Source organism: Hyalangium versicolor, assembly GCF_020103695.1.
Taxonomy (GTDB): domain Bacteria; phylum Myxococcota; class Myxococcia; order Myxococcales; family Myxococcaceae; genus Hyalangium; species Hyalangium versicolor.
On the sequence record NZ_JAHXBF010000004.1, the window covers coordinates 510,683 to 527,598 of the forward strand.

The following is a 16,916-nucleotide window of genomic DNA, read 5'->3' on the forward strand; positions in this document are numbered from 1 at the left end:
TGTTTTTTCCGGCCTCTCCCAATCAACCGCAGACCCGCAGTTCGCAGCACACCGAAACGAGGCGGACGGATGAGCACAGAGAGCACGAAGGATCGCGTCATCATCTTCGACACCACCCTGCGTGATGGAGAGCAATCACCAGGAGCCAGCATGAACACCGCGCAGAAGCTCCAGGTGGCGCTGGCGCTCAGGGATCTCGGAGTGGATGTCATCGAACTCGGATTTCCCGTCGCCTCCCAGGGAGACTTCGAGGCGGTAGCCAGCGTGGCCGAGCGAATCGAAGGCCCCACGCTGTGCGCCCTGGCCCGAGCCAACCGCGAGGACATCGACCGGACCTGGGAGGCTCTTCGGGCGGCGAAGCGGCGGCGGCTCCACTGCTTCCTCGCCACCAGCCCGCTCCACCGCGAGTACAAGCTGAAGATGAGCCAGCAGGAAGTGGTCCGGCGCGCGGTGGAGGCCGTCCGCTACGCCCGCGAGCGCTTCGAGGACGTGCAGTTCTCCGCCGAGGATGCCGCGCGCACCGAGCCCGAGTTCCTCGCCGAGGTGGCCGAGCGGGTGATTGAAGCGGGAGCCACCACCATCAACATCCCCGACACGGTGGGCTACACCGTCCCCTCGCAGTACTCCTCGTTGATCGCGTACCTGCGGAAGCACGTGCGAGGTATCGAGAACGTCGTGCTGAGCGTCCACTGCCACAATGATCTCGGGCTCGCCGTGGCCAACAGCCTGTCTGCGGTGGCCGAGGGCGCGCGGCAGGTCGAGTGCACCATCAACGGCATCGGAGAGCGGGCGGGCAACTGCGCGCTGGAGGAGGTGGTCATGGCCCTGCGCACGCGCCATGACTTCTTCGGAGTCCGCACGCGGATCCGCACCGAGCGCCTCTACCCCACCAGCCGGTTGCTCTCGAACGTGACCGGGCTGCAGGTGCAGCGCAACAAGGCCATCGTGGGCCAGAACGCCTTCGCCCACGAAGCGGGCATCCACCAACACGGGATGCTCATGCACCGAGGCACCTACGAGATCATGCGCCCCGAGGACGTGGGCTTCCCCGGCAGCCAGTTGGTGCTGGGCAAGCACAGCGGCCGGCACGTGCTGCGCCAGCGGATGACGGAACTCGGCTACCAGCTCGAAGCCGAGCAGATCGACAAGCTGTTCGAGGAGTTCAAGCACCTGGCGGATCGCAAGAAGGAGGTCTTCGACGCGGACCTGGAGGCGCTCGTGCAGGGCTACATCGGCCCGACGGAAGTGTCCTCGTGGAAGCTGGAGAGCTTCAGCTGTGTCTCGGGACAGGGGACGGTGCCCACCGCCTCGGTCTGTCTCACGCACACCGATGGGCGCAAGGTACAAGATGCCGCCTGTGGTGATGGGCCGGTGGATGCCGTGTTCAAGGCCATTGAGCGCATCACCGGCCAACAAGTCCGCTTGTGCAGCTATCAAGTCACGAGCGTGACGGACGGCGAAGACGCCCAGGGCCAGGTCTCCCTGGAGGTGGAAGGCGGCACTCGCCGCTTCCAGGGCCGGGCGGTGAACACCGACATCATCGCCGCCAGTGCCCACGCCTTCGTCGAGGCCCTCAACCGGATGACTCGAGCCCCGGCCATCCTCCCCACCTCCAGCCACGCCGTCCCCTCCATGCAAGCGAGCGCGTGACATGAGCCCTTCATCCCCTCAGAACCTGTTCGAGAAGATCTGGCGCTCCCACATCGTCCAGCCGGAGACCGCCGACACACCCGCCGTGCTCTACGTGGATCTCCACCTGGTGCACGAGGTGACGTCACCGCAAGCCTTCAGCCTGCTGCGCCAGCGCGGCCTGCGGGTGCGGCGGACCGACCGGACCGTCGCCACCATGGACCACTCCACCCCGACGCTCCCGCCGGATGCCCAGGGGCGCTACCCCATGGTGGACGCGGAGGCGGCGGCGCAGGTCTCCCAGTTGGAGGCCAACTGCCAGGAGTTCGGCGTGCCGTTGCACAAGCTGGGCTCGGAGCACCAGGGCATCATCCACGTCATCGGGCCGGAGCTCGGCCTGACACTGCCGGGCTCCACCATCGTCTGCGGAGACAGCCACACGAGCACCCACGGGGCCTTTGGCGCGCTGGCCTTCGGCATCGGCACCAGCGAGGTGGGCCACGTGCTGGCCACCCAGTGCCTGCTGCAGCGCAAGCCGAAGACGCTGGAGGTGCGGGTGGAGGGCCAGCTGCGCCCCGGCGTGAGCGCCAAGGACATCATCCTGGGCATCATCGCGAAGATGGGCGTGGGCGGCGGCACGGGCCACGTCATCGAGTACACCGGCAACGCCATCCGTGGCCTCTCCATGGAAGAGCGCATGACGGTGTGCAACATGTCCATCGAGGCCGGCGCCCGCGCGGGCCTCATCGCTCCGGACGAGACGACCTTCGAGTACCTCGCCCGCCGCCCGGGCGCGCCCCAGGGAGAAGCCTGGGACAAGGCGTTGGCTCGCTGGCGGACCCTGGCCTCGGATCCTGGCGCCACCTATGACGCGACGGTGACGGTGGATGCCAGCGCGCTCGAGCCCATGCTCACCTACGGCACGAACCCCGGCATGGGCATCCCCATCACCGGCGCAGTGCCGTCACCCCACGACATGGCGGATGCGAGCGCTCGCGGCTCCCTGGAGCGGGCCCTGAACTACATGGGGCTGAAGCCGGGCCAGCGGCTGCTGGGCCAACCCATCGACGTGGTGTTCATCGGCAGCTGCACCAACTCGCGGCTGTCGGACCTGCGCGCGGCGGCCCAGGTCTTCCGCGGACGGAAGGTGGATCCGCGGGTCCGGGTGCTCGTGGTGCCCGGCTCGCAGGCCGTGAAGCGCGCGGCGGAGGCCGAGGGGCTGCACGACATCTTCCGCGGAGCCGGCGCCGAGTGGCGTGAGCCCGGCTGCTCGATGTGCATCGCCATGAATGGAGACCAGGCCCAGCCCGGCCAGTACGTGGTGAGCACCAGCAACCGCAACTTCGAAGGACGGCAGGGCAAGTCCAGCCGGACCTTCCTGGCCAGTCCGCTGACCGCCGCTGCCGCCGCCGTCACCGGCCAGGTCAGTGATCCCCGCGAACTCTTGAGGTGAGTCCATGGAACCCTTCCGAACGCTGCACTCGCGCACCGTCGTCCTCGCGCAGCAGAACATCGATACCGATCAGATCATCCCCGCCCGGTTCCTCAAGATTACCCACCGCAAGGGGCTGGGCCGCTGGGCTTTCGCGGACTGGCGCTACCACCCGGATGGCACGCCCCGTGCGGACTTCATCCTGGAGAAGCCGGAGGCGCAGGGAGTCCAGGTGCTGGTGGCCGGAGACAACTTCGGCTGTGGCTCCTCGCGCGAGCATGCTCCGTGGGCGCTGACGGACTGGGGCTTCCGCGCGATCATCAGCTCGTCCATCGCGGACATCTTCTCCAACAACTCGATCAAGAACGGCCTGCTGCCGGTGAGGGTGAACGCCGCATTTCACCAGCGCCTGCTGGCCGAGCCGGGCGCCGAGGTGACCATTGATCTGGAGCACCGCACGGTGACGCTCTCGGATGGGACGTCGACGGTGTTCCCGCTGGATGCGTTCGCTCGCTACTGCCTGATGAACGGGGTGGATGAGCTGGAGTTCCTGCTGGGCCAGGAAGAGGCCATCGCCCGCTTCGAGGAGGCACGCACATGAAGGCACTCATCGCATTGCTTCCGGGTGACGGCATCGGGCCCGAAGTCGTCAACCAGGGAGCGCGCCTCCTGCGAGCCGTGGCGGAGCGCTTCGGCCACTCCTTCGAGCTGATCGAGGCCCCCATGGGAGGAGTGGCCATCGATCTCACCGGTTCCCCGCTGCCGCCCGACACGCTGGCCCTCTGCCAGAGAGCGGACGCGGTGCTGCTGGGCGCGGTGGGAGGGCCGAAATGGGATCCGCCCGCGAAGGTACGCCCGGAGCAGGGGCTGCTCGCGCTGCGCAAGGCCATGGGCCTGTACGCCAACCTGCGGCCGGTGGCGCCCTTCCCCGCGCTCTACGACGCCTCCTCGCTCAAGCCCGAGGTGCTGCGCGGGGTGGACCTGCTGGTCGTGCGCGAACTCACCGGAGGCATCTACTTCGGAGAGAAGCGCCGGGAAGAGCATCAGGCCTTCGATGCCTGTGTGTACACGGTGGAGGAGGTGGTGCGGGTGGTCCGTGCCGCGGCCTCCCTGGCACGAGGCCGCCGCAAGCGGCTCACCTCGGTGGACAAGGCCAACGTGCTGGAGACGTCGCGGCTCTGGCGTGAAGTCACCACGCGGGTCATCCGCGACGAGTTCCCGGACATCGAGCTGAAGCACCTGCTGGTGGACGCCTGCGCCATGCACCTCATCAAGCGCCCGGCCGACTTCGACGTCATCGTCACCGAGAACATGTTCGGCGACATCCTCACGGACGAAGCGGCCATGCTCTCGGGCTCGATTGGGATGCTGCCCTCGGCCTCACTGGGAGACAACCGGCGTGGGTTGTACGAGCCCATTCACGGCTCCGCGCCGGACATCGCCGGCAAAGGGGTGGCCAACCCCTACGGGACGCTGCTGAGTGTCGCCATGCTGCTGCGTCACTCGCTCCAGCTCGAACCGGAGGCGCGAGCCGTCGAGGCCGCGGTGGCCTCCGCGATTGACGCGGGCGTGCTCTCCGCCGATCTCCTCCCCTCAGGTCAAAGCGCTGCTGGGACCGAGGAGATGGGCGCGGCCGTGCTGGCCCGGCTCGGCAAGCGCGCCTGAGGCTGGAGCGCCCTCACGGCCACCGTCACGGATGCCACGGCTAGCAGGCGTCGTGGCACCCGGCGGCGTCAGCCGACAGGATGAGGAAGTCCTCGCCCCAGGTGTTGTAGTCGCAGAAGTAGGAGGTGCCCTGGTAGACAAAGTGCGTCCCGTCGAACAGGAAGCCACAGCTGTAATCGACACAGCTCGCCTTCGTGATGCCCGGCCCCAGGTCCGTGTACGGGATGCACCCGATGGGATTGTCGTAGCAGTCCCACCCTCCCGTCAGTCCGTAGGCCGGGACGCTGTAGTAGCGGGAGTTGGCACACTCGAAGTCGCGCGGCAGCGAGGTGTAGTTCGCGACTTTGTAGTTGCTGTTGCTGCTCATCTGCGGACTGTCGCCCGGGGAGCGCCCCGCGACGACCTTGAGCGCTCCGTCCTCCTGGGTCATCCGCAGCCCCTTCGTGAGGCTCCTGCCGTTCAAGCCGAGCGAGGCGGCCATGACCTGCCCGTCAGCGCTGGGCTCCACGGCACTGACCTCGAAGCCGGTGCGCAGGGACTCAGCGCCCCCGAGCGCTTCCACCAGGTTGCGCCGTTCGCGCTCGATGAAGGTGGCCAACGGATCCGGAAGGCCGCGTCGAACCCCCGCCTCGCGAATTCGCTCCAGGCTGGAGCGAGAGAGAATGCTCTCGACAGTGACTGCGTCCCGCGCGAGCAATGCAGTCGCGTAGGCATTCACGAGCGTCCCGGCATCCTGCCTGGAGACTTCCGCGGGAGGCGTCCGCCCAGCGGAGGGAGAAGAACCGTTCTGACCCAGCGACAGTGACAGCATCCCGACAAGAACCGCGACTTTCATGAGCGCCTCGAGAGAGAAGGGGCAGCAGGCGAACACTCGCCGGTATCAAAAACGCACACGGCGCGGTTTGTTACCTGCGCCTGGGAAACGGTGATGGAAACTCGCTCCATGAAACTGTCGGCTCCCACGGAAGCTCGGCTGAGCGAGCTGGGTCCGCGTGGCGAGGCATGGAAGCGCGCCCTGCCAGAGCGTCTGCGAGCACTGGAAGAGACCTTCGGCTGCGAGCTGGGTGAGCCATTGGATGGCGGGAGTGCGGCGTTCGTCGCGCGGGTCCGGAGGAGAGACGGCACGAGGGCGGTGCTCAAGGTCGCCGTCCCCCATGACGGAAGGGGGATGGATGGGTTCGAAAGAGAACTCGCCATCCTGACTTCCACGAGGGGCGGCGCCTACGTCGAGGCTCTCGCCCATGACCGGGAGCATCGGGCCATGTTGCTGGAGGAGCTTGGCCCTCCCCTGGAGCGGCGGGGACTTTCCGTGGAGCGTCAGGTCGACGTGCTCGGCACCACCCTCGCGCGTGCCTGGGGAAACGCCAGCGCGGTGCCAGGACTGCCGGACGGACTTCATCAGGCGGACCTTCTCGAGGAGATCCTCGACGCCCCTCCGGAGACGAACGACCCCTCACCGCACGCGGAGACCCTTGAGCTGGCGCGAACCTTCCTCGACCGGCGCCGACGTGCGTTCGACCCGTCACGCGCCGTGCTGATTCACGGCGACGCGCATCCGAGCAACGTGCTGTCGAACACCGGCGAGGACTTCAAGCTGATCGATCCAGAGGGATTGCTCTCGATGCCCGAGCACGACCTGGGAATTCCCCTTCGTGGCTGGAATGACGAGCTCCTGGCGGCGAACGATCCGGGAGCCGTCGCGATGTCCTGGGTGCAGCGGATGGCGCGCGTCTCGGGACGCAGCGACGTCGCGGCAATCTGGGAGTGGTCCTTCATCGAACGAGTGACGAGTGGGCTCTTTCTGCTGCGACTCGGGCTGGTGTCCGAGGCCCACCCCTATCTTGTGGCCGCGGACCGGCTCAGGCCCCCTCGAACCTCGTGAATGTAGCCCCCTGAGCACAGCACATGCCGGGCGGTTGCAAGGTCTGCCTCCGCAGCCGATGCTGTGCGCCAAGGAGGAGCCCCTCGATGACCATCACCATTACCGCCTTTGAACGCTCACCCGATGGCGGCAAGGGACTGGCGCGGGATACGCGCGTTCGCTGGGCGCTCGAGGAAGTGGGCCAACCCTACGAGGTTCGCCTTGTTTCGTTTCGCGCGATGAAGGAACCCGCGCATCTGGCGCTTCATCCTTTCGGTCAGATTCCGACCTATGAGGAGGGCGATCTCGCGCTGTTCGAGACAGGGGCGATCGTGTTCCACATCGCCGAGCGACATGCGGGCTTGCTGCCGGACAATGCCAATGCTCGGGCGCGAGCGATCACATGGATGTTTGCCGCGCTCAACACGGTAGAGCCACCGATTCTTGAACTCGTCACCGCCAAGATCCTGGAGGGCGACAAGCCGTGGACTGCGGAGCGCATGCCTCTGCTCAAGGATCGCGTCCGCGCTCGGCTCGGCCCACTTTCCGTTCGCCTGGGCGATGCCGAATGGCTCGAGGGTGCGTTCAGCGCTGGCGACTTGATGATGGTGTCGGTGCTGCTCAGGTTGAGAGCATCGGGCATTCTGGACGAATACCCAAACCTGGCCGCTTATGTCGCCCGCGGCGAAGCGCGGCCCGCCTACAAGCGAGCCTTCGACGCTCAATTGGCGGTGAACACCCGCTAGAGACGCCGGGATGGCTCTGGCTCTACAACCCCCGTGAGGTGGCCCGGCTTACTCGGCCCCTCCCTCCCCTTTCGTCGCCGCGAGTCGTGGGGCAGGCTGCCACGTATGTCCAGTGCTCCTCCGTCTTCGCTTCACCCCGCCGCTCTGCCGGTGGGCACGCTCTTGGGCTGCTGGCGAATCGCAGGCTGGGCGGGCCGAGGCTCCCATGGCGTTGTCTACAGGGCCGTCCCCGCTGACAGGGAACATGCCGCTCCCGTGGCGCTCAAGCTGGCCCTGCTTCCTCGCAATCCCCGCTTCGCTCGCGAGGCGGAGCTGCTCTCCCGCCTGCGCAACGGCAGCATCCCCCGCTTCTGGGAGCAAGGTGAGTGGCAGTCTCCCAGCGGCGACTTCTTCCCCTACGTCATCATGGAGTGGGTTGACGGCCTGCCCCTGTATGCCTGGGCTCGCCAGCAGCCTTTCTCCTTGTCCCAAGCCAGCCAGATGCTGGCGCACCTGGCTCGTGCCCTCCAGGGCATCCATGCGCAGGGCGCCGTGCACCGGGACGTAAAGGGCGACAACATCCTGGTTCGCCGCATGGACGGCCGCGCCATGTTGATCGATTTCGGCACCGGCCTGTACCCGGAGGCCGAGACGCTGACGCCTCCGGATGCCTTCCCGGGCACCCCCGCCTACCGCTCGCCCGAGTCCGGACTCTTCGAGCTTCAAAACCTGCGCGCTCGCTCGGCTCGCTACCGCGCGGGGCCAGCCGATGACCTATACGCGCTGGGAGTCACCGCGTGCCGCTGGCTCACCAGCGAGTACCCCCAGTTCTCCGACCCCTTCCAGGACGCGCAGGGACTCTGGCGCATGGAGTCCGTCAAGCTGCCGCAGGCTCTGGCGCAGTTGGAGCCTTCGCTGCGCGCTCCGGTCCAGCGCCTGCTCTCGGTTCGCCCGGAAGAGCGGGGCTCCGTGCAGCAGTTCGCCGAAGAGATGGAGCGGCTCGCGCGTCCCCGCCCCGTCTTGGCCGTGCCAGCCGCCGAACCGTCTCCTCCAGTGCCGAGCCCGGAGGTGAAGCCTCCCCTCTCCGAAGTCCCCGTTGGCCAGAAGCTCCCTGCGGACAGCGTCCATCCACGAAGGACAGCGCGGTGGATGTGGCCGGCTCTGGCTACAGCTGCCGCAAGTCTGGCCGTGGCCCTCTGGGCCAGTTGGGGCGTGCTCGAGCAGCTCTCCCAGCAGTTCTCCGCCCTCTCGTCCACACCAGGAGGCTCCCAGTCAGACGCAGGAACCGCAGGGCTCGGCGACACGGTATCCACTGCGGCCTCCCTGGATGCGCCCGAGCCATCACTGCCTACCGTGGCCGAAGAATCACTCCCCGAACCGATACCCGGCCAGACGCAGCCGGATTCCAAGGGGCGATGCCCTCTCAGGCGACAGGTCGCCCTCAACGGAGCGTGCTGGGTCCCGATCGAGCCAGAGGAGTGCGCGGCTGCTATCGCCAATGGTCAACTGTTCCGCGGCAAGTGCTACGTGCCCGCCCTGCCCCGCGGCCGTCGCTCCACCTCGGAGCCCAATCCCAAGCCGTAGAAACAGGTCACTTTCGCATATGCGAAAGTGGGTCACCGCTGGAGCAGTGAACGGAACCACCCCGCAGGCAGGGGCCTCCAGCCCCGAGGGCCGTGCCTCTGGCTGGAGAGTCCCTGCTCGGGGGCAGCCCTACGCTGCGGGGCGAAGGGCGGTGACAGCCTCCATCAGCGCTTCGAGCAGCACCTGCGCGTCCTCCAGGAGCACGTCCTTGATGGTGAAGTGCGTCTGGTCATCGATGAGGCGCGAGGTGACGCGCGTGTGTGTGGAGTCCTCTGGGAAGCTGGCGAGGATGCTGTCACGCAGGCTCTGGAGACGAGCCAGGACCTCCTCCGGCAGCGGCGGCTGGGCCTTGATTCGCAGATGCCTGGTGGCCTCCTTCAGCTCCTCCACCGTGCACTCGGAGAAGGGCTTCTTTTCGACGGTGCCATCCGCCTTCGGCACCTCGATGGGCGTGGGCCCCGGCTCCTCGTTCGAGAGCGAGAGCCCGGCGGCCTTGCCGTAGGTGATCAGGGCGTACAGGTGGTACACGCTGTGACGCGCCCCCGCCTGCGGGCTGAAGGCCTTGGCTACGGTGCCGCACGTGCTGAGCACCGTCTGGGAGATCTCCTTCACCTCCTTGCTGAAGAACTCTTGGGCGCTCTTGTACCCGCCCATCACCGCCATCTTCTTGTCGATGACGAGGTTGTAGTACTGGCCGATGCGGTAATGGTTCTTGTTCACGTCCACGCCGAGCAGGCGCAGGGCGTCGCGCACCTGGATGAGGGTCTCCTCGAGTGTGGATGAATTGTTGTCCGACTGCATAGCGCTACCTTGCCTCCATGAGAGTGTGATGCCGCAGGCCCTCAGCGGAACCTCCGCTGCAACCCACGGCGGGGGAGCGCGCTGCAGCAACCAGGCCAAGGCCTGCTCTCTCTGAGACGAAGGCTGACACCCGAGAAGAGAGTCTCATTCCGTGGACGGTGGAGTCTCATTCCGTGGACGGTGCCTCATCCTGAGGAGTTACGGATATCCGTAAGTGACCCGCTGGCGGGCCTCCGTAAACGACCCTGTTACGGATATCCGTAAGTGACCTCCGGAGTTTTCCTGCCTGGCTGGTGGGATTGGGCCGAGGGAGGCCCCATCGATCCTTCCCCGTCTCTACCGGCATGATTCAGAATGCCGCGCATGTCCGCCGACCGCCCACCTCCTGCTCGTGAGCCCGTCGATATTGGCATCCTCACGGTGATCGCTCCGGAGTTCGACGCCGCGAAGGAGGCACTCGGGGCCTTGAAGCGGATGCCGAAGGAGCGCTTCAACGACCCCATCTACTACCGCGGCACGGTGCACTCGGAGCTGTGTGGACGCGATTACACCGTCGTGCTCGCGGCAATCGACACGGCAGGGAACTCGGATGCGGCGGCCTTCACCGCGCAGATGATCGAACGCTGCCACCCGCGCGTGGTGTTGCTCATGGGCATCGCGGCGGGGCTCCGGGGCAAGGTGCGCATCGGCGAGGTGGTCTTCTCGGAGCACAGCCAGGATGCATTCCACTACCGCCCCTCTCCCGAGCGCCTGGCGAGGCTGTTCGCGCGCATCATGGGAACCTTTCCTCCACCGCCTGAAGGTCGGGAGAAAGAGTGGAGGAGAGACGTAGCGTCCTCGATCACCTGCAAGACCCAGGTCGCCAGAGGGAACCCACTGCTGCGAGACCCGAGCAAGCTGCTGGAGATCCGCCGCGACCCTCACCGCAAGGTTGAAGTCAGAGAGATGGAGGCCGCCGGGTTCGCCACCGCTTGCAGGAATGCGGACACGCCGTGGCTGGTCATCCGGGGCATCTCGGACTTCGGAGATGAACTGAAGGACGACGCGTTCCACGAGTTCGCCTCGCGAGCCGCTGCGACAGTCATGGCGGACTTCATCGCGCACGGGCTCGACCTTGGACAAGCGGACGCTCCTGCTCCGGGCAAACCCGAGGCCCGCGGCGCCGAGGACATCATCGATCTGATTCCGCTCCCCGAAGAGACCGCTCACTTTCAGCGAAGCCGGGGCACTGGGTTCACGCTGGGGGATCTGACAGTGCCCGACACGGACGGCCTCGAGGCGATGAACAACCGCCAAGACTGCGACGCTCTCGAAGCGCTCGAAGCCTGGGCCACCCACCCCAGAACGCCATCATTCTTCATGCTGCTGGGGGAGTATGGCATCGGCAAGACCACCACACTGAAGCAGTTCACCCGAGACCTGCGAGCAAAACGTCAGTCCCGACCCGAGTTGCCGTTTCCCATCTACGTGGATCTCCGGGACTGCGTGGGTGCGAGCCGGGACAGCGTCCCCACCATCGAGCAACTCCTCGCCGAGGTCATCCAGCGGCGCTGGAAGCCACCGCACGGCACGCTCACTCCTCGAGACATCCTGCGCCTCGTCCAAGAAGAGGGAGCGATCATCCTCTTTGATGGCCTGGACGAGAAGACCGTCCACCTCGATCGGACTCGTGCCGTCACCTTCATCCGTACACTCTGGGATGCGCTACCCGTGGTTCCCTGGAAGGAGAGATCCCGGCCTTCTCGGAAGCGCCAGGGCAAGGTCCTCATCTCTTGCCTCTCGTATCACTTTTGGGAAGCATTCGACCCGAGAGCGCTGGTTGCTCATGAGCGCCGATCCAGCCGGCCTGGCCATGGGTTTTCCGCCCTCTGCCTCCATCCGTTCACCCAAGAGCAGATCCAAGGTTATCTGGCTTCATTCCTGGGGGATTCGAAGAGAGGGATTGAGGCATTCGACGTCATGAGCTCCATCCCTGAGCTTCAGGACCTAGCGCAGCGTCCTTACCTGCTCTTCCTCATCAGCAGTCAGCTCGGACAGTGGGAGGCGCTCCAGGCTCGAGGCGAAAAGGTGAACGCCGCGCGGCTGTATGAGCTCTTCATCCAATCCTGGCTCCGTCAGGAGACCACGCGACACCTGCTTGACCCTGTCCACAAACGCCGCCTCATGGAAGACCTTGCCGCCGCGCTCTGGAAGGAGGGCAGCAAACAGTGGGAGCCAGAGCGGCTCGAAGTCTGGCTCGATGACTACATCGCCGCGAACCCGGCCCTCGTGTCGGCATACGCGAACATGGATCGCGCTGTGCTCGAAGAGGCTCTCCACACCGCCAGGTCCTTGCGCTTCACCCATACTCCTCTGCAGGAGTACTTCCTCGCCGCCTATCTGGAGCGCGCGCTCCGTGAGGGCAGGCTGGATCGATGGGACCTGCCGAGGGTCTCCCAGGAGACGCTGGACTTCCTCGGCCAGCTCCTGGCCCTTCAGGCGCCATCCACGGTGGCCCTGCGCTCCATGGAGACCCTTCTCGGCGGCGAGAACCTCCAGGCCACACTGCTCGCGTTCGAATACTGGCTGCTCGCGCTTGAACGGGAGTACCCGGTGCCGACGCCCGCTCGGGCGAAGCTCGCCGGAGCCAACCTGGAGGAACGGACCCTCCGAGGCCAGAGCCCCACCCAACCGCTGGACCTGCGCGGGGCTGATCTCTCCCACGTGCGGCTCAACCGTGCGCGGCTCGAGCACGTGGAGCTCGCGGACGCGGACCTCACGGCCATGCAGGCGCGGCAGGCGCTGTTCTTGAACGTAAGCGCTCCCCGTGCGCGTGCTCCGGGGGTTGATTTCCGTGGACTCCGGTGGCGGAGAGGCTCGCTGGAAGGCACTCAGCTCCAGGGAGCGCAGCTCGACGACTGCCAGTGGATCCAGGTGGGGCTGACGGCAACCTCCCTGCCAGAAGACTGGGAGCGCCACGCCAGCACCGTCAATAACCGGCAGAGCCGTCCCCTTCTCGAAACAGCCACTGCAGTCCTGACGACCCTCTCAGGACATTCCTCCGGCGTGACCGCGTGCGCGTGGAGTCCCGACGGACGGCGCCTGCTTTCGGCCTCTGATGACCAGTCGCTCAAGGCCTGGGACGCAGACAGCGGGCAGTGCCTCCTCACCCTCTCAGGACATTCCTCCGAAGTGACCGCGTGCGCATGGAGTCCCCACGGACGGCGCCTGCTGTCGGCCTCCGTGGACGCTTCGCTCAAGGTGTGGGACGCAGCCAACGGGGAGTGCCTGCTCACCCTCTCGGGACATTGCTCCGTCGTGTACGCGTGCGCGTGGAGTCCGGACGGACAACGCCTGCTGTCGGCCTCCCATGACGAGTCGCTCAAGGTCTGGGACGCAGGCAGCGGGAAGTGCCTCCTCACCCTCTCGGGACATTCCTCCTGGACGAGCGCGTGCGCGTGGAGTCCGGACGGACGGCGCCTGCTTTCGGCCTCCCATGACAAGTCGCTCAAGGTCTGGGACGCAGACAGCGGGCAGTGCCTCCTCACCCTCTCGGGACATCTCTCGATGGTGAGCGCGTGCGCGTGGAGTCCGGACGGACAACGGTTGCTGTCGGCCTCTCACGATACTTCGCTCAAGGTCTGGGACGCAGACAGCGGGCAGTGCCTCCTCACCCTCTCGGGACACTCCTCCGTCGTGTACGGGTGCGCGTGGAGCCCGGACGGACGGCGCCTGCTTTCGGCCTCCAGGGACTCTTCTCTCAAGGTCTGGGACGCGGACAGCGGGCAGTGCCTGCTCACCCTCTCGGGACGTTCCTCCTGGATGAGCGCGTGCGCGTGGAGCCCAGACGGACGGCGCCTGCTTTCGGCCTCCGTGGACTCTTCGCTCAAGGTCTGGGACGCAGACAGCGGGCAGTGCCTGCTCACCCTCGCAGGACTTTCCCGCTCGGTGAGCGCGTGCGCGTGGAGTCCGGACGGGCGGCGCCTGCTTTCGGCCTCCCATGACGCTTCGCTCAAGGTCTGGGACGCAGCCAACGGTGAGTGCCTACTCACCTTCTCTGGACATTCCCGCTCGGTGAGCGCGTGCGCGTGGAGTCCGGACGGACGGCGCCTGCTTTCGGCCTCCGTGGACTCTTCGCTCAAGGTCTGGGACGCAGACAGCGGGCAGTGCCTGCTCACCCTCTCTGGACATTCCTTCGGAGTGACCGCGTGCGCCTGGAGTCCGGACGGACGGCGCCTGCTTTCGGCCTCCGATGACAAGTCGCTCAAGCTCTGGAACGCAGACAGCGGCGAATGCCTGCTCACCCTCTCGGGACATTCCCGCTTGATGAGCGCGTGCGCGTGGAGTCCAGACGGACGGCGCCTGCTTTCGGCCTCCGGTGACAAGTCGCTCAAGCTCTGGGACGCAGACAGCGGGCAGTGCCTGCTCACCCTCTCGGGACACCATGGCCCTGTGGCCGCATGCGCGTGGAGTCCAGACGGACAGCGCCTGCTGTCGGCCTCCTATGACCAGTCGCTCAAGCTCTGGGACGCTGGCAGCGGGCAGTGCCTGCTCACCCTCTCGGGACACTCCTCCGTCGTGTACGGGTGCGCGTGGAGCCCGGACGGACGGCGCCTGCTTTCGGCCTCCAGGGACTCTTCTCTCAAGGTCTGGGACGCAGACAGCGGTCAGTGCCTGCTCACTCTCTCTGGACACTCCTCTGAAGTGAAAGCGTGCGCCTGGAGTCCGGACGGACGGCGCCTGCTGTCGGGCTCCAATGACAAGTCGCTCAAGGTGTGGGATGCCACCTCGGGCCAATGCCTCTGGTCTGGTCATCTCCTCCCGGAGGGGCAGATCGCATCATTGGACGAAGTCCATGGACGCATCCTCCACGCATCCTCCGAGGCCTGGCGCTGGGTGGGCTGGCGCTGGACCGATCCAGTCACAGGTCAGCTCCGCATCCTCCCCGCCGAAGCCTTCGGTCCCCTTGCTGACTGACGCCTGGTACCTCCATCGCCAACGCGGGGTTCACGAGCCGCCCTCACCCGCCGCTCCCCATCTCAGCGCCTCGCGAGCTGCAACCAGGGATGTGCGAAGAGAGGGTGTCTCGTTTCTCGGACGAGGCGGTTCATTCCGCAGACGGAGTCTTATCTTGAGGAGTTACGGATATCCGTAAGTGACCCGGTGACGGATTGAAATGGACTCCGTTTTCGGACGCCCCCTTCTGGCGTTGGGCCGTCCCATGAAGGTATCGAGCAGGCGCTCCTCGACGTTCTCCTCCTCCCAAACGGCCAAGCGCTCCAGCCCGACACACTCTTGCGGCTCCGCGCTTCTCTCATTGCCGGCGGTGTCGAAGCTCGGGCAGTAATCGTAATAGGCATCATGCGGCGGCTTCAGCACTCGGCCATAGCCAAAGGAGCCGTCGACGAGGGGGACTCTCAAGAACGAGCCTGGCCTGTAGAGTCGTGGCATTCGAGTATCCCCCGTGGCAGCAGTCCCTTCAACACTGCCCCTCTCCGGCGGCAACCTACGGCCTTGCCTATTCAGCCCTGGGGCTTCGTGCCGCTCCGAAGCGAGCTGAGAAGCTCTTCTGGAGGCGCGTAGGAGGTGATCAGCGTGCGGACTCGCGTCGCCAGCTCCTCGGGGAGCGGGCAGCCTTTGCGAGCATCCGTGTCCATGTGGATGCCCGTCACCACGGTGATGGCGGACACCTCGTCGGTCACCGCGTTGCGCATCTCATGGCAGAAACGGATGAGCTTCTCCCGAACCTCCAGCACTCCCGAGCGGATGACCAGCACGTCCCCCGCCTTGAGCTCCCGCTTGTAGGCGATGTTCTGCTGCACGGCAGCCATGCCGCGATGCTGCTCGCGCAGATACGCCGGAGTGATTCCTCCCATCGCGAAGAGATTCCACGTGGCCTCATCGAACTTGCCCACGTACCACATGACGTTCATGTGCCCGACGTGGTCGCAGTGCCAGGGGTAGACCGCCCCTCGGTACGTGAGCAGCAGCTCGGACATGGTGGCCTTCCTCGGAGAGAGTCCCAGAGAGGACGTGCGCTCGCAGCCCGTCCCACAGTTCCCTCACTGTACGCCGAGCCGCAAGAGGAGCCCACCGCCCCCGTGGGTGGGGCTTCGCATCAGAGAGCGCGTTCAGCACCACATTCAAACGCGTGGTGGGTGAGGCGCCGAGTCACTACAGCGCCCGTCTGTTTCCGGCGGCCTTGCGCCCCCGGCCACCGGCGGCGCGGGTTGCGTCGAACATGCCGGCCAGGTCCTGGCGCTTGAACTCGCGCACGACGTAATCCACGAACACACGCGTTTTCGCGGGGAGCTGCCGGTGCCCCGGGTAGTAGAGCGAGATCGGGCCGACATCGGCGTACCAATCCGGAAGGAGCCGCACCAACGTTCCCTCGCGCAGGTGGGGCAGCGCACTGAGCGTCGAGACAAGGGTGATGCCCAGGCCCATCAGGGCGCAGTGACAGAGGGAGCCGGGGTCATTGAGGATCATGCGTGGGCGCATCTCGACGGCGACCTGCTCTCCCTCGCGGTTGCGCAGCGTCCTGGAATGGAGGCGTCCCGTCAGCGGAGAGCGCAGCAGGATGCCCTCGAGGCGCTGGAGGTCAGCGGGCTCCTGAGGTGGAGTGATTCGCGCCAGATAGGAAGGCGAGGCCACGGCAATGATGTGCACCCGCGCGAGCTCGCGCGCTGCGACTCCCGAGGCAAGGTCGAAGCCACCGCCAATCGCCGCATCGAAGCCTCCCTTGATGAGATCCACCGGCTGGTTGGTGAAGTCCCAGTCTGGGACGATGCCGGGATAGCGGGCGAGGAAGTCGTGGAGCAGAGGCAGGAGGTAGCCGCTCCCGAGGGCGGGGGCCATGCTGACCTTCAGCACTCCAGCCGGTTGCTCGGCAGCCTGTGAGACGTTGGCAATGGCGGCTTGGAGGGTGTCGAGACTGCCGCTGACCTCACGCAGGAAGCGCTCGCCGGGCTCGGTGAGGGTGAGGGCGCGGGTGCTGCGCTGGAACAGACGCACGCCCAGCCGGGCCTCGAGCCGCGCGACGTTCTGGCTCACGGCGGCGGGCGTCAGACCGAGCTTGCGAGCGGCAGCGGAGAAGCTCGAGGACTGAGCGCTGCGGACAAAGGACTCCAGGGTGACGAGGGTCTCCATGCTTTAAACGTCCTGTTGAAAGTGATGCTGGAGACGGCCCTCTACTGCGAGAAGCACCGGCCATCCATCATCGTCTCCAACAGCCCACCGG

At 66.3% G+C, this 16,916-nt stretch carries 13 protein-coding genes; 8 read left to right on the forward strand and 5 right to left on the reverse strand.

Annotated features, from left to right (window positions below; genetic code table 11):
- Positions 1-69: 69 nt before the first annotated feature.
- The 4 genes from KY501_RS11400 to leuB are packed head-to-tail and all read left to right on the forward strand — an operon-like array spanning position 70 to position 4,726.
- Positions 70-1,650: a 2-isopropylmalate synthase gene (locus KY501_RS11400; protein ID WP_224362886.1), complete on the forward strand. Its 1,581-nt coding sequence runs from the start codon at positions 70-72 to the stop codon at positions 1,648-1,650.
- A 1-nt stretch (position 1,651) separates the two neighbouring features.
- A complete protein-coding gene (gene leuC / locus KY501_RS11405) occupies positions 1,652-3,082 on the forward strand; it encodes a 3-isopropylmalate dehydratase large subunit (RefSeq protein WP_224362887.1) in 1,431 nt (476 codons plus the stop codon).
- A 4-nt stretch (positions 3,083-3,086) separates the two neighbouring features.
- Positions 3,087-3,662 (forward strand): 3-isopropylmalate dehydratase small subunit, encoded by a 576-nt coding sequence (gene leuD / locus KY501_RS11410; protein ID WP_224362888.1) that lies wholly within the window; start codon positions 3,087-3,089, stop codon positions 3,660-3,662.
- Positions 3,659-4,726, forward strand: a complete 1,068-nt coding sequence (gene leuB, locus KY501_RS11415; protein WP_224362889.1) for a 3-isopropylmalate dehydrogenase — start codon at positions 3,659-3,661, stop codon at positions 4,724-4,726. Before leuD ends, leuB begins: the two co-directional genes overlap by 4 nt.
- A 40-nt stretch (positions 4,727-4,766) precedes the next feature.
- Here leuB and KY501_RS11420 read toward each other — a convergent pair whose 3' ends face one another.
- Complete coding sequence (locus tag KY501_RS11420) at positions 4,767-5,561, reverse strand: hypothetical protein (protein ID WP_224362890.1); 795 nt, start codon at positions 5,559-5,561, stop codon at positions 4,767-4,769.
- 108 nt (positions 5,562-5,669) lie between these two features.
- Here KY501_RS11420 and KY501_RS11425 point away from each other — a divergent pair, with 108 nt between their 5' ends.
- From KY501_RS11425 to KY501_RS11435, 3 genes are all read left to right on the forward strand, one after another.
- A complete protein-coding gene (locus tag KY501_RS11425; protein ID WP_224362891.1) occupies positions 5,670-6,608 on the forward strand; it encodes an aminoglycoside phosphotransferase family protein in 939 nt (312 codons plus the stop codon).
- 86 nt (positions 6,609-6,694) lie between these two features.
- Positions 6,695-7,333 (forward strand): glutathione S-transferase family protein, encoded by a 639-nt coding sequence (locus KY501_RS11430; RefSeq protein ID WP_224362892.1) that lies wholly within the window; start codon positions 6,695-6,697, stop codon positions 7,331-7,333.
- 105 nt (positions 7,334-7,438) lie between these two features.
- Entirely contained in the window at positions 7,439-8,896 is a 1,458-nt protein-coding gene (locus tag KY501_RS11435) for a serine/threonine-protein kinase (protein WP_224362893.1), read from the forward strand.
- 129 nt (positions 8,897-9,025) lie between these two features.
- Here the strand turns inward: KY501_RS11435 and KY501_RS11440 are convergent, their stop codons facing one another.
- Positions 9,026-9,697 carry a hypothetical protein gene (locus tag KY501_RS11440; protein WP_224362894.1) on the reverse strand — a complete coding sequence of 224 codons (672 nt, stop codon included), beginning with the start codon at positions 9,695-9,697 and terminating at the stop codon, positions 9,026-9,028.
- Positions 9,698-10,060: 363 nt separating this feature from the next.
- Here KY501_RS11440 and KY501_RS11445 point away from each other — a divergent pair, with 363 nt between their 5' ends.
- Complete coding sequence (locus KY501_RS11445; protein WP_224362895.1) at positions 10,061-14,653, forward strand: phosphorylase family protein; 4,593 nt, start codon at positions 10,061-10,063, stop codon at positions 14,651-14,653.
- Between the two features lie 162 nt (positions 14,654-14,815).
- On the opposite strand, the gene KY501_RS11450 is transcribed toward KY501_RS11445, so the two are convergent.
- The 3 genes from KY501_RS11450 to KY501_RS11460 all read right to left on the reverse strand — a co-directional run bounded on the left by KY501_RS11450 (position 14,816) and on the right by KY501_RS11460 (position 16,825).
- Positions 14,816-15,127 carry an immunity 26/phosphotriesterase HocA family protein gene (locus KY501_RS11450; protein ID WP_224362896.1) on the reverse strand — a complete coding sequence of 104 codons (312 nt, stop codon included), beginning with the start codon at positions 15,125-15,127 and terminating at the stop codon, positions 14,816-14,818.
- A 71-nt stretch (positions 15,128-15,198) separates the two neighbouring features.
- Positions 15,199-15,675, reverse strand: coding sequence for an acyl-CoA thioesterase (locus tag KY501_RS11455; RefSeq protein ID WP_224362897.1), 477 nt, complete (start codon positions 15,673-15,675; stop codon positions 15,199-15,201).
- Between the two features lie 175 nt (positions 15,676-15,850).
- A complete protein-coding gene (locus KY501_RS11460) occupies positions 15,851-16,825 on the reverse strand; it encodes a LysR family transcriptional regulator (RefSeq protein WP_224362898.1) in 975 nt (324 codons plus the stop codon).
- Between the last annotated feature and the right edge of the window lie 91 nt (positions 16,826-16,916).